14 protein-coding genes and 1 pseudogene are annotated in these 13,426 nt (G+C 48.4%); 8 read left to right on the top strand and 7 right to left on the bottom strand.

Translation table 11 applies throughout. The annotated features are described in order from the left end of the window. Window positions 1-2,883: a bifunctional [glutamate--ammonia ligase]-adenylyl-L-tyrosine phosphorylase/[glutamate--ammonia-ligase] adenylyltransferase gene (glnE, locus tag PHH59_RS03220; RefSeq protein WP_300011132.1), complete on the bottom strand. Its 2,883-nt coding sequence runs from the start codon at window positions 2,881-2,883 to the stop codon at window positions 1-3. Window positions 2,884-3,061: 178 nt separating this feature from the next. Here glnE and PHH59_RS03215 point away from each other — a divergent pair, with 178 nt between their 5' ends. Next, window positions 3,062-4,012 carry an SUMF1/EgtB/PvdO family nonheme iron enzyme gene (locus PHH59_RS03215; RefSeq protein WP_300011129.1) on the top strand — a complete coding sequence of 317 codons (951 nt, stop codon included), beginning with the start codon at window positions 3,062-3,064 and terminating at the stop codon, window positions 4,010-4,012. A 9-nt stretch (window positions 4,013-4,021) separates the two neighbouring features. Here PHH59_RS03215 and PHH59_RS03210 read toward each other — a convergent pair whose 3' ends face one another. Further along, on the bottom strand, window positions 4,022-4,708 hold the full coding sequence (locus PHH59_RS03210) for a FlgO family outer membrane protein (RefSeq protein WP_300011126.1): 687 nt from the start codon (window positions 4,706-4,708) through the stop codon (window positions 4,022-4,024). A gap of 460 nt (window positions 4,709-5,168) precedes the next feature. Here PHH59_RS03210 and PHH59_RS03205 point away from each other — a divergent pair, with 460 nt between their 5' ends. From PHH59_RS03205 to PHH59_RS03180, 6 genes are all read left to right on the top strand, one after another. Next, window positions 5,169-7,262, top strand: coding sequence for a TonB-dependent receptor (locus PHH59_RS03205; protein ID WP_300011123.1), 2,094 nt, complete (start codon window positions 5,169-5,171; stop codon window positions 7,260-7,262). 291 nt (window positions 7,263-7,553) lie between these two features. After that, on the top strand, window positions 7,554-7,685 hold the full coding sequence (locus PHH59_RS03200) for a hypothetical protein (protein WP_300011120.1): 132 nt from the start codon (window positions 7,554-7,556) through the stop codon (window positions 7,683-7,685). Window positions 7,686-7,777: 92 nt separating this feature from the next. Then, on the top strand, window positions 7,778-8,992 hold the full coding sequence (zigA, locus tag PHH59_RS03195) for a zinc metallochaperone GTPase ZigA (RefSeq protein ID WP_300011117.1): 1,215 nt from the start codon (window positions 7,778-7,780) through the stop codon (window positions 8,990-8,992). A gap of 398 nt (window positions 8,993-9,390) precedes the next feature. After that, window positions 9,391-9,585, top strand: a complete 195-nt coding sequence (locus PHH59_RS03190; RefSeq protein WP_300011113.1) for a hypothetical protein — start codon at window positions 9,391-9,393, stop codon at window positions 9,583-9,585. After that, the gene (locus PHH59_RS03185) at window positions 9,566-10,360 is read left to right on the top strand and encodes a ZIP family metal transporter (protein ID WP_300011110.1); all 795 of its coding nucleotides are present in this window, start codon (window positions 9,566-9,568) and stop codon (window positions 10,358-10,360) included. The genes PHH59_RS03190 and PHH59_RS03185 overlap by 20 nt, the downstream gene beginning before the upstream one ends. 8 nt (window positions 10,361-10,368) lie before the next feature. Then, a complete protein-coding gene (locus PHH59_RS03180; RefSeq protein WP_300011107.1) occupies window positions 10,369-10,611 on the top strand; it encodes a hypothetical protein in 243 nt (80 codons plus the stop codon). A 66-nt stretch (window positions 10,612-10,677) separates the two neighbouring features. Here the strand turns inward: PHH59_RS03180 and PHH59_RS03175 are convergent, their stop codons facing one another. From PHH59_RS03175 to PHH59_RS03160, 5 genes and pseudogenes are all read right to left on the bottom strand, one after another. Then, window positions 10,678-11,196, bottom strand: a complete 519-nt coding sequence (locus tag PHH59_RS03175; RefSeq protein ID WP_300011104.1) for a hypothetical protein — start codon at window positions 11,194-11,196, stop codon at window positions 10,678-10,680. Next, complete coding sequence (locus PHH59_RS03170; RefSeq protein ID WP_300011101.1) at window positions 11,193-11,345, bottom strand: hypothetical protein; 153 nt, start codon at window positions 11,343-11,345, stop codon at window positions 11,193-11,195. The genes PHH59_RS03175 and PHH59_RS03170 overlap by 4 nt, the downstream gene beginning before the upstream one ends. A gap of 68 nt (window positions 11,346-11,413) precedes the next feature. Further along, on the bottom strand, window positions 11,414-12,220 hold the full coding sequence (locus PHH59_RS03165) for a restriction endonuclease (RefSeq protein ID WP_300011098.1): 807 nt from the start codon (window positions 12,218-12,220) through the stop codon (window positions 11,414-11,416). A 21-nt stretch (window positions 12,221-12,241) separates the two neighbouring features. Further along, window positions 12,242-12,448, bottom strand: a pseudogene (locus PHH59_RS16900) (DNA cytosine methyltransferase); the annotation flags it as partial. A gap of 78 nt (window positions 12,449-12,526) precedes the next feature. Beyond that, window positions 12,527-12,937, bottom strand: coding sequence for a DNA cytosine methyltransferase (locus PHH59_RS03160; RefSeq protein ID WP_300011095.1), 411 nt, complete (start codon window positions 12,935-12,937; stop codon window positions 12,527-12,529). Window positions 12,938-13,010: 73 nt separating this feature from the next. On the opposite strand from PHH59_RS03160, the gene PHH59_RS03155 reads away from it, so the two are divergent. Continuing rightward, entirely contained in the window at window positions 13,011-13,202 is a 192-nt protein-coding gene (locus PHH59_RS03155; protein ID WP_300011092.1) for a GTP-binding protein, read from the top strand. Window positions 13,203-13,426: the final 224 nt, after the last annotated feature.

Genomic DNA, 13,426 nt, shown 5'->3' with positions numbered 1-13,426 from the left:
TTACGGGAAAATTAATACTTGATCCCAAATGTGCCCGACCGACTGTTTCAATTCGGCAACTTCCCTTTCATCAACCAGGGCGAGGCTGTCTTGTAGCGCCAGTTTATGGCCTAAATCCCGGTATTCGCAATACGCCGTTTTTAGCGTGGTGACTGTGGTTTCGGGAAGCAAGCCTTGGCTTCCCAGATTTTCCAATAAGCGGATGTTGTCGGTGTAAACGGTCAACGCGGGGTGGTTTGCAGCATGGGCCAGTATCAGAAATTGCACGATGAATTCAATATCGGCGATGCCACCGTTGCCTTGTTTGAGGTCAAATTTCCCAAGTTCGTTGTTCACAAGGGCTAGGCGCATTTTTTCGCGCATGTCGCGGACTTCGGCCCTTAAGTTTTCAAGGTTTCTGGGCAAGCCTAAAATAGCATGGCGCAACTTTTCAAAACCCGTTTGCAAACGGGTGTCGCCTGCAATAAAGCGGCCTCTGACCAAGGCTTGGTGTTCCCAGGTCCAGGCTTGGTTGCGGAGGTAGTCTTCGTAGGTGTTGATGTGGGTCACTAGCAAGCCGGAATCACCGTTCGGGCGTAAGCGCATGTCGATTTCATACAAAATGCCGGACAGCAATTTGGTGTCGAGGATGTGCCTGATTTTTTGGCCTAAACGCCCGTAGAACTGGGTGCAGGACAGCGGTTTTGCACCATCGGTCATTGCCAGGCCATCGGCGTAATCGCAAATAAACACCAAATCCAAATCGGAACCATAGCCCAATTCGATACCGCCAAATTTTCCGAGTCCCAAGACAGCAAAACCAGGGCTAACTTCGCCACTTTCTTGGCTTACCGGCGGGAAGCCATGTTTTTCAGTCAGCATCAGCCATGCCCGTTTGACGACTTGCCCGACCACGCTTTCGGCGATATAGGTCAGATAATCACTGACCACCATCAATGGAACCACGCCCATGATGTCGGCGGCGGCGACTTTCAATACTTGCTGTTGCTTGAATTGGCGCAGGACGGTCATCAACGCTTCAAGGTCTTGGTTGTCTATCGGGGTGAGCAATATCGCCAGTTGCGCGTCCAAATCCTGTTTTTGCAAGGGGGCAAATAACGTGCGCGGATCAAGCAGTTCATCAAACAAAATGGGGTAACGCGCCAAATAATCACTTAGCCATGCGCTGGCGGAAATCAAGCGTAACAATTGTGCCAACGCATCGGGATTTTCTGCCAGTAGCGACAAATACACTGCCCGTCCGGCGACAGCTTCAAACAAGGTCAAGACCCGTTTTAAGGTTTGGTCAGGGTGGGTCTGGACGGGCAGGGCATCTAACAATAGCGGCATTAAGCGATCCAACACCGCCGCGCCTTTGGCGCTCAAACGTTTAATCGGCGCGGCTTGTTTGAATTGCCGGATGGCGGTCAGGCTGGCTTGTGGTCTGGTGAACCCACATTGTCCAAGTTGTTCCAGTAAATCGGCTTCATCGGCATTTTCTGACCAAATATGCAGCCCGTGGCTGTCGCTTGATTCCGGTTTGGATAATGAGAAGACTTGTTCAAAAACACTATGGACTTGGCTTCTGACGCTGTCCAAGGCGGTTTTAAAATGGTTCCAATCAGAAAAATCCAGTGAATAGGCCAGGCTGGTTTGGGCGGTCGGGTTGGTTGGCAAATCGTGGCATTGCTTGTCTTGATATTGCTGGATATGGTTTTCGACACGGCGCAGGAAGCCGTAAGACGAAATAAGTTGTTCGGTGTCGGCAGGCGTGAGCAAATTCAGCTCGCCTAGCCTTTTTAAAATATCCAGGATACCGCGTTGTTGTAGGGATTTTTCAGTACCGCCCCGGATAAGTTGGAACGCTTGGCCGATAAACTCCACTTCGCGGATACCGCCCGCGCCGAGCTTGACGTTGTCGAGGCGGTCTTTACGGCGCAATTCTTGGGTGATTTGGGCTTTCAACGAGCGCAATTCTTCAAACGCGCCATAATCAAGATAACGCCGGTAGACAAAGGCCCGTAACATACCCATCAACTGCGCCCCCATCGTAAAATCGCCGGCGACTTGCCGGGCTTTGATCATCGCGTAACGCTCCCACTCCCGCGCTTGGGTCAGGTAATAATGCTCCATGCCGTCAAACGTCATGATCACCGCGCCGCTGTCTCCATAAGGCCGCAGACGGATGTCGGTGCGGAATACAAAGCCGTCCACGGTAATTTCATCCAAGACTTTGACCAGGCTTTGGCATAAACGGGTGAAAAATTCGCCGTAACTCGTGGCTTTGCGGTCAGGCAAGACACCCTCTTCGGGGTAGGCAAAAATCAGGTCGATGTCGGAGGAATAATTCAGCTCGTAGGCGCCGAGTTTGCCCATGCCCAGCACGATAAGCTGCTGTGGGCTGCCATCCGGCAGTAAGGGGGCGCCACGTTTCGCACAGGCTTGTGTGTACAGAAAATCCAAGGCGAATTGGATGCAGGCATCTGCCAGGCGCGATAAATCCATCAGCGTTTCAGACAATTGCGCCCAGCCCGCCAAATCCCGCCACGCTATCCTGACCATCTCGCGCCGCCGGTTGTGCCGGAGCTGGCGCATTAACTCCGCTTCATCGCTTATGGCGAGTAATTGTAACTTTTCGTTAAAAGACGATTCCGCATAAGGTGTTGACAAATCACCAGTGGCTATTAAATCCAACAGCAATTCCGGCTGCCGCAAGCAAGTTTCCGCAATAAACTGGCTGCCGGCCCACACTTTGGGCAGGCTGGTCAATTCCGGCGAGGTGGGAATGTCCAGATTTAGCTGGCCGAGTTTTTCCTGCCATTGTTGCAATAATGGGGCGATAGTTTCGCGCAAGGAGTCGGGCAAGTTTTGCAATTCGGATTGTAGGCTTTTATTCAGTGGCATATCGTAGGATGAGCTGGTAATAATTACCGCATCATACCTAAATTGTCCGCAGATATTAATTGCAAGATAGACTTTGTAGGTTTTCAAACGGAATTGTTGTTTGACTTACCCTATGAAAGGAGAGGGAAGTCTGGTTACGGAACATGCGATAATTTAATTTTTGCCTGCAAACTTTTTCATGTCGATTATCCACGTCACTTTTCTATTTTTGCTGGGCGGTTTTGCCATCAACTTGCCTGTGCGGGCCGAATTGGCTAAGACCTTAAAAACGCCTTTACGTCATATCGGTGCAGGCTTGGTTCCCGATGTGGCCGCTGTGCCTTCGGGCTGTTTTTTTATGGGGAGTCCTGAAACTGAACAAGGTCGTGGTGATAACGAAACCCTGCATAGAATCTGCGTCAAAAGTTTTAAGTTGGCAAAATACGAAATTACCGTCGAGGAATTCCAATACTTTGTCAACGCCACCCATTTTGTGACCGATGCTGAACGTGGTAACGAAGAAAAAGGTTGCTGGAGTTATGACCATACTGCCGAACCACATTGGGCCTGGTGGGAGTGGGCAAACTGGCGGTCTCCCGTCAAGGACTTGAGCCTAAAATCCGACCAGCCAGTGGGATGTGTCAGTTTCCATGATGTGCAGGCTTATATTGATTGGCTGAACAAAGAATCTGGCCACTATTATCGTTTGCCTACCGAAGCCGAATGGGAATATGCCGCCAGGGCAGGGTCGACAACGGCGCGGTATTGGGGAAATAATCCCGACATTGCTTGCCGTTATGCGAATGTCGCCGATAAGAAAAAAATTAAGGCGCTCTCCTGGGAACAAAGGCATGAATGTGACGACGGGCAGTTTTTTTATGCCACGGTAGGGGGATTGCTGGCTAATTCATGGAAATTGCACGATATGTTGGGCAATGTCTGGGAATGGACGTGTTCACGTTATGAAGAAGCTTATAACGGTTCCGAACAGGTTTGCCTAAACGCCAAACCCGATTTTGACGATTTGCTGGTGATGCGCGGTGGCGGCTGGAATGCCGACGCGCCCAGAGTGCGCGCCGCCTACCGCAACTGGAGTACGGCGTGGGCGCGGCAGGCAAATCTGGGTTTTCGCTTGGTGAGGGAGCGTTAATCCAAATGCTTATTCGAGGCTGTCGCTTGAGGTTTTTTCTGTTGTGGTCTTTTCAGTTGCTGTTTTAGCGGGTGAGCTTTCTTCGACTACGCTGGTTTCAGGCTCAGGGGCGGATTTTACTTCCTCGGCAAGCGGTTCGCCTCGTGTACCGGCGGAGCCGACATCCTTAGGCGACATCAGCAATTTTGCATCCGGTCCCATCGGTATGGAGTAATCCGTTGAAGAAATGATATTTTTTGTCGCGGTTTCAATAACGCGCAGTGACACATAAGAATTCTTTTTGCCCGGAGCGTAGACCCCGCCAACCAAGACGGCGGCATGGTAACGTCTAAGCAATTTTTGGGTGTCATCGGAAAGATGCAAGCTGCCATCCTCTTGCATCACAAACAAATCAATGGGCAGTTCCATGCCGATGATTTGATAGCCGGCTTGATGGAAAGCCGAGGCGATTTGGTCAGAAACGATCCGGCCAAAAGCCGATGTTTTGTTAAGGTTATCGACATTCAATAAGGTTGTGACGATGATCAGGGAGTTTTTGGCGGGTTTTCGGGTGAGCCTTTTTTGCAGGTCATCAACGGCGTCGTAGCTTACATCAACCAGATCGGCATCTTTAACTTCGTAATTATGAAACATTCCGCAGCCACTCAAGCTTGCTGCCAGCAATGCCGGAATGAGTAGGGTATAGATTTTTAACATGAGAGATATTCCTTACGGTTTAAAGTTGGGTGTGGCTGAAAAACTCGATATGCGGAAATACTAGCTTATCAGTGCTTATGAGGCAAGTTATGGCACTTATTATATGAATTCGCCGTTTACCGAATAGCGGAGCTTGTTTCATCAGGGAAAAAATTACTTGCAATATGTTATGTTATAACATATTTTATGAGCCGTGTTGTTTGGGTTGATGGCAACAAGGCCATTATGAAGTGGCTGATTTTTGTGTGATTAAAAGTGCAAGGTTTCAAGAAGGTACCCGGTTAGTCTGTTTTTTTTCTCCTGGAGAAGATGGGTTTGGGACTGGTGTGCAAGGGAAACCCACATCAATCTTTTCCCTGCGAAAAAACTTGTCACTTTGCACTTTTAATCATATCCAGATTTTTTGCCAATAATCCACCGTTTGACCATTTCTATAGCCTCTTTCCCCGACACTTAAAATATGAATAAAAAACTCGCCATGCTTTGTCTATCCGCATTTGGCACACCTGTCTATGCGGAAACTTCATCTATAACGGAACTGGAGCAAATAGTCGTCACTGCGCCCCTGCAAGAAAATGTTTCCGATACTACGCTTCCCGTCACTATCCTAAGCGATGAAGAATTACGTTTGAAAGTCGGGCACAGCATCGGCGAAACTCTGAAAAACGAACTCGGCATAACCAGCCAATCTTTTGGGCCCGGCGTTGGCACACCGGTTATACGCGGGCAAAGCGGGCCACGGGTGCGGGTTCTGAATAACGGCATCGGCAGTAACGATGTGTCCGCGATCAGTCCAGACCATGCCACCAGCGTCGAACCGTTGCTGGCGGAACGTATTGAAGTATTACGCGGCCCTGCCACGCTACTCTACGGCAGCGGTGCAATCGGCGGCGTGGTCAATGTCATCGATAACCGCATCCCCGAACAACTGCCCGAAAAACTCCTAGGCGGCGGCGAAGATTCCCGACCTTCCGCCGCACTTCCCACATCCCTGTGGGTCGGTGCGTTGGAACAACGTTTTGATTCCGTCTCTGATGAAACCGCCACGACCATGAAACTGGAAGGCGGCAAAGACCACATCGCCTACCATATCGACGGCTTTTTCCGTGACCGGGGCAATGTCGATATTGGCGGCAATGCGATAGACATCAACGCCGCGCGGCAAGTTGACCCAACTTTGCCCGACACGCTGCAAAACACTAATGGCTTTATCGCCAACAGCTCTAGCGATGCCATCAGCGGTTCGGCAGGTCTGTCGTTAATCGGCGAACCTGGTTTTGCGGGCGTGTCCATCAACCGATTGGAAAACAATTACGGCATCGCCCCCGATGGCACAGGCGGCGAAATCACCCGCATAGCCCTCAAACAAAGCAAATACGATTTGAAAAGCGAACTGAAAAATCCGTTCGCCTTTGCCGAATCGCTACGCATGAAACTGGGCTACACCGATTACCAACACACCGAAATCCCCAATGGGCAAGAAGCCGCGTTTTTCACCAACAAAACTTACGAAAGCCGTTTGGAACTGACCCACAAACCCATTGCCGGGCTGCACGGGGCATTAGGCTTCCAAGCCATAGCCAGCGATTTTGCCGCGATAGATAAATCCAGCAATTCCGTCATCGTCCCGCAATCGTTTACCAATAGCTATGGTGTGTTCGCCGTCGAATCGTTCAAATTCGGAATGCTGAATAACCAACTCGGTTTTCGGGTTGAAGATACCACTATCGCCCCGGAAGGCTTGAGTAATTTGAATTACGTTCCCGTCAGCGCATCCGCGTCCAGCCTGTGGAAAATCAACGATAATCACAGTGTCAACCTTGCCATGACCCGCTCGCAACGCGCCCCGCAAGTGCAGGAATTGCTCGCCAATGGCTACCACGACGCCACCCGCAGCTTTGAAATCGGCAACATCAAGCTGCATGAAGAAACTTCGTACAATTTGGATTTGGGTTATAAATTCAACGCCAACGGCTTTCGCGCGGAATTCGATCTGTTCCACAACTGGGCCAACGATTACATTTACCAGCAACGTAGCGGGGTGTTTGTCACCGAAGAAGGCGGCATTTGCCCCGTAGGCACACCTTGCTCGCCCGTCGTCGAAAGCCGCCAAGCCAATGCCACGTTTATGGGCTATGAAGGCAAACTGATTTTCCCGCTCATAGAAAACCACTACGGACTCGTCGATTTGACTTTGTTCAGCGACTACACACGCGGGCAATTTGTCGCCGGCGGCGACGTGCCACGAATGCCACCGTTACGCTTCGGTTTCCAACTCGACCATATCAAAGGTGATTGGAACAGCAACCTGCGGCTGACCCGTGGCGAAGCCCAAGACCGTCCCGGCGATTTCGACACCGCCACCGCTGGTTATGTGCAGCTAAACCTCAGCACCCAGTACCTCATCAAGCAAATCAAAGACGTGGATGTGATGGTGTTTGCCAAAGCCAATAACTTGCTGGATGAAAATATCCGCAATTCGACCTCGTATTTGCGTAATTTTGCGCCGGAACCGGGTAGGGGGGCGGAGATTGGGCTTAGGGTGAATTATTGACCATTATAGCGTGGAGGAATTGATTCAACTTTCTGACAATCGTCCTGCTAAAAAAAGCAAGGGAATGCACCGGGCATAAGCGGATTGCCGTAACTTGTAGGTAAGGGGGTGTTTCTCTCCGGTTTCATTCCTGTATCGGTGCCGGTAACGGCAATCCACTTATGTCCGGCGTAAGACTCATCACCACGGGCTTATACTTGAAACCCCAATTTGGCAAATGGCAAAACCTGCTGCGCCTAAACACAGCGCGGATATGATCCTTAGCCACTAATCACGATGAACGCGTAAAACATGAACGTATTAAAAATCACCCGAATTGTACCGATACCTGCCCATAAAAAATTAACCTGGGACGCGCCTCTTACCGCCAAATGCTTCATCCAAAAAATCATTTTTGCGGCAACCTCTTTTGAAAATGCCTAAACGTGGTGGCCAAGTATTAGCCGCCGCTAGAAGATTTTTTCACTTGTTCCGCTACAGCAAATAGCGGGGCAAACACACCCGATTTAAACACTATGACCACAAACCGCTTACCCGTCACCGTTCTTTCCGGCTTTTTAGGCGCAGGCAAAACGACGTTATTAAACCAAGTCCTCGCCAACCGCGAAGGGCTGAAAATTGCCGTCATCGTCATCGTCAACGATATGAGCGAAATCAATATTGATGCCGCCTTAGTCAAAAACGAAAGGGTGCTGAACCGCACCGAAGAAAAATTGGTGGAAATGAGCAACGGCTGCATTTGCTGCACATTGCGTGAAGATTTGTTGCTGGAAGTCACCGAACTGGCGAAATCGGGGCGCTTTGATTATTTGTTGATTGAATCGACAGGCATCGCGGAACCGCTGCCCATTGCCGAAACCTTCACCTTCCGTGATGACGCTGGCGTGAGTTTATCCGACCTTGCCAAGCTCGATACGATGGTCACCGTTGTGGATGCGATGAATTTCATGACGCAATATTTGGAAGCGCCGTTTCTAGCGGAAATCGGTGAAGTTGCAGGGGAAGATGACCAGCGCAATATTGCCGATTTGTTGGTTGAACAAATTGAATTCAGCAATGTGATTCTGATTGCCAAAGCCGACTTGGTGAGCAGCACTGATTTGGCGGAATTACAAGCCTTATTGGCTAGCCTTAACCGTGATGCGGAAATTATCCCTATGGTGATGGGGAACGCACCACTGGCAAAACTACTGAATACCGGACGTTTTGATTTTGACAAGGCCGCCCAAGCGCCAGGCTGGTTGCAGGAATTGCGTGGCGAACACCAGCCCGAAACTGACGAATACGGTATTGCCAGTTTTGTCTACCGCGCCCGTCGCCCCTTCCATCCACAACGCTTTTACGATTACCTGCATTTTGGCGATTGGAATAACGGCACTTTATTGCGTTCGAAAGGTTTTTTCTGGTTGGCATCGCGACCTGATTGGGTCGGGCAATGGTCACAAGCCGGCGGCATGATGCAGCACGGCTGCGCCGGACGCTGGTGGGCATCAGTACCCAAAAACGAATGGCCTGAAGAAAACGTCGATGACATCATGGCAAATTGGCAAGCCCCCTATGGTGACTGCCGCCAAGAATTGGTGTTTATCGGGCAAAACATCAATGTCGATCAGGCGTGCCGGGAGTTGGACGCCTGTTTGTTGACGGCTGCGGAATTGTCGGCAGGTAAGAGCCACTGGGAAAGCTATCAAGATGATTTTCCGGCTTGGTTGTTGGATGAGCCGGCTTGATTGTTAAAAACGCGGCACAAGTTGAATTCGTTCATGCCCTTTGCCCTAAATTTGCCAGAAGACTTATTCAGGGTTTCCTTAAGGAAGCTCCGCTGTTGGCGGGCTTATAACCCGTTCCATCACGTTTCCTGATTAGACAGATGCTCCCCTTGGCCGTCATTCCGGCAGGGATTGCCGGAATCTAAAACACAGGGATGTGATGTGTAGATTGCCATCCTTGGCTTCTGGATTCCGGCAATCCCTGCCGGAATGACGATTTTGGGGCGAACTGAAGCATCTTTCTAATCGGGTCAGGTTTTGAGGAGAACAAGAATGTCAATTCAAACGCCAATCCTAAAAATAATTCTTTGCTGGAACAGGCTTATAACCCGTTCCATCACGTTTTGAGGAGAATGATGATGTCAATTCAAACGCCAATCCTAAAAATAATCCTCACCCGTCTCATGTTGTTCGTGGCGGCAGCCGTATTGGCCAATGTTTGTATGTATTGGCTGCCTAAGCGTATTGCGGGCTTTATTTACCGCTCGCATTTGCCCACCGCAGCGCAAAAAACTTTCGCATGGACACAGCATGATGACCATTCCCGTTCTTAATGTCCTCGCCGAAACCTTAGCCGCCAGCATGGCTGTCAGCACAGTTTCCTTAAGTGGCGTGTTCGCCTTATGGCTGAAAGCGGAAACGTTGCAGCGGGTTGTCCCGTATTTGGTGGCGTTGGCGGTTGGCGTTTTGCTCGGTGATGCTTTCATCCATTTAATCCCCGATGCAGTCAATCGCCAAGGTTCGGTGTCAAGCGTGAGCCTGTTGACGTTGTCAGGGATTTTTAGCTTTTTTGTCTTGGAAAAATTTCTCCGCTGGCGACATGAGCACCCTGTGCCAAGCGATGAACAAACACCCGAAGCCAAGGGTATCCGCCCTTTGGCAAAAATGAATTTACTGGGCGATGCCATCCATAATTTTGTCGATGGCATTTTAATCGCGGGCAGTTTTTTGGTTGATCCGGTGTTGGGCTTCACCACCACGCTTGCGATTGTCGTCCATGAAATCCCCCAAGAAATCGGCGATGTCGGTGCCTTGGTCTATGGCGGCTATACGCCAAAGCAAGCCTTGCGTTATAACTTTTACTGCTCGTTAACCGTTATCGTGGGGGCGTTGTTTACGCTGTGGTTGGGCAGTATCGCCGAAGCCTCTTTGGTGTTTTTATTGCCCATCGCGGCAGGCGGCTTTATCTATATTGCCGCCACTGATTTTATTCCTGTATTGCACGAACATTCCTCGTTAAGCCATTTCATTGGGCAAAGCCTGATTTTTGCGGCGGGGGTGGCTTTCATGCAACTGATTGTAATTTTTGAACACTTTTTATTGGCCTGATGAATGCTATGTCCGCCGTTTTGCAATCACAACAAAGTCCGACCTTTACCGCCAAAGCCGTCATTAGCAACGATTTGGCAGATTTAAGCAGCATTTACGAATACGACACGCATATGTGCATTGTGCAAAGACCCGTATCAGCACCTGTCCGGCAACTGTTACAGCATCCGCACAATATCAACGTATTGCAGTCCGTTGCCATCGCTTCGTTTGATTTTCAGCATCGGCGGTTTGTTCGCCATGTTGATTGATATTGTAGAGTAGGTTTGATAAGTCGATAATTGGAGTATTGCAAATAGTCTTACTTCTGAAATTGGTTAATTTAGGATTGACTCAGCCAAACACGGCGCCATAAAACAATCCAAAAACGCTTCATTAACCGACTTATTGGAAAGTTTTCGCCTTTTGCATAAGTCATACAGCTCTTCAACCGCTGAATAGGGGAAAAATTTAGCATTCAGCGATTGAAAATGCTCGACACTGGCTTTACGCATCACTTCCGCCCTATCTTCATCCGCCGCGACAATCACCCAACGAATATCAGCCAGATGCGGGCCTAAATCTTGAAAATTTTTCATGCGCGTCAAACCGCTGGTAATGCCCGTACTGTGTTCTACTTCCATTACCGCCGGCATCAGTTTGCCGTTTTTAAACCAGATGCAATCAATTAAGTTAGCGGCTTTTACCGCATCTTCATAAGAAGCCAAGACCCGTTCATCAGCAAGGCGAGGAATAACGCCATTGAGTTCGCCAACCCTTTTGTCGCCGTATTGAAAGCCTTTGTCGTTATGGGCAACCCATGTCCTGAATCCCAGCATATAGCCGATTTCAATCAAGGCGATTTGGATTTGCAGATGCCGCCGTTTAACGTCAATGTCCCTACGGCGGGTAATGAAGACTTCGTGATTGCCAAGGAATCATAAACGATATTTTGGGTTGGGATTTCAGAAATGGCTTGGTCATTACCTGTTTGGCTTTCTGCCAAAACGCCATTTTGATGAGGCGATTCAGGTGTCCAAACTAAATGCTAATATAAAAGTATCAACCAATATATCAAATACCCTCAAACCATTTTTCATCAATTGAAATTTTTTCAATCAACTCCACGTTGACACCTAAATTCAACTCCTTTAATTTTTCAACCAATTTTTCACCATCAATTAAATCAATGGTTGGCGCACCGTCACGAGTCGCTTCCTTAACTGCATCTTTTGTAAAATAGCCTGTTGTAATAAAAAGCCCTTTGTCAGTTCGTCCCACCATAGCACCCCGAAAATCCCTAATATGCCCCGCCGAAACCGCGCCTTGGTATTTTTTGCACTGAAAAACTATATGAAAACTTAATATCCCATTAATCTTTGCTATGCCTTTACCATCAATTCCACCATCTCCAGAGCGTCCCGTCACTTCAACATGAGAAAATCCTTTTTCCCTTAAAAAACGCTGTATTAACCGCTCAAAAGCATCTGGGGTCAATTTTTCGATTAAAATCTTTTGGAGTTTAGATTTCCAATGTTCTTCCAGTTCTTCTTGTTGGTAGGCGGACAACGGTATGTTAGGCAAATCCATCGCTTCAATTGTAGTGTTGTTGCTGTCCACTAATGCCCAAACACCTCGTTTTGAATTGGTAATGTAGCCAGCACTTTTAAGTATTGTTCTAGTCCATGCCGATTGGTATTCCAGTTCAGTCTGCCCACCTTCTTTGCCTTTTATATGCGGGATGATCACTAACTCATCAGGGATTTGGAGGTTTGAGATAATTTTCTCGTTGATTTCATCAATAGAACCCGACCCCCCTAACCCAAGGAGTGCTGCTAAAACAGGATTTAATAATTGTTCTCTTGTTGGTATTTTTTTCATTTCGTAGAGGCCAGAATTGGCTTAATGCCTTGAATTTATGAGAGGCTTCTTTGAAGCCGTTTGGCGAACACCAAATAAAATGATGCGTTCACGGTCTTGCGGCGCACCGTAGTCAATCGCATTAATTAGCCGTTCAGTCAAACTATAACCCGCTTCGATAAGCTGGGTTTTCAAGCCATCAAAAAAAGCCCGATGCCGAATGGTGCGGTATAGACCTTTGACGTTTTCAAATACAAAAAAATCTTACAAATCAAATCCGTATAAATTTGCGACAAACGTCCGTTTTCACCGTGTTGACCCCGATTTTTACCACCAACCGAAAAATCGGGGCAAGGCGGGCCAAATAAAGCCGACGGGCTGGCTTGCCAATTTTGCAGCCTTGACTAAACGGCCTAAACGCTCCGCTTCTTGACCTAAAAGACAGTCTTCGACATCACCTGCAAAATAGCCGTAGAGTGGTTCAGGGATGTGCATTTTTTGGCGGGAATGGCGGTAAGCATCAAGGAAGGGCTTGTGTATCTCATTAGCGTAAGCAATGGTGTAACCCGCTTTTTCAAAACCCAAATCCAAAAAACCTGCACCCGAAAAAAAAGAAAATAGGTACGGTTTGTTAAAATTTGAACCACATTCAGTTTCTTCTAAGGGGCTTGGATTACCAAATAGGTTTAAATTTTTCCCTGCCTTAGGGACGATTATAGAGTTAGGGTATTCATTCATAATATTTTCAATAAGTTGCCACACAATAGGCTTGCCAAATTATAATGTAAAAAACCAGACCCGATTAATCTATATGTCAAACCCTATCCATCGAATCCCTATAACCCTCCTAAGCGGCTTTCTAGGCAGTGGCAAAACCACTTTGCTTAACCGCTTGCTCAGCCATTACCCGCGCTCTGCCATTATCATTAACGAATTCGGAGCTACACCTATCGACCAGCAATTGCTGCGCGAGCATAACATGCCGGTCAGCACCTTTTGGTAGGGGCGATTTTAATCGCCTGGAGCGAATGAATTCGCCCCGCTGGATTCCTGTATTTTATTCCAATCGGAACGTTATTTTTTACCGAATTCTAAGCCACTCAGGGCTACCTCATTAAAAATAGCGACCCAACCAACAGAATTTTAGATAATAGCGGCATAAGCAATTGATCAAGGACGATGGAGAAATGGATTTTTTAGATATTTTTGGACAGCTCGACGATCCCC

The organism is Methylovulum sp. (assembly GCF_028687615.1).
GTDB lineage: Bacteria > Pseudomonadota > Gammaproteobacteria > Methylococcales > Methylomonadaceae > Methylovulum.
This window is presented reverse-complemented; position numbering and strand designations above follow the sequence as displayed.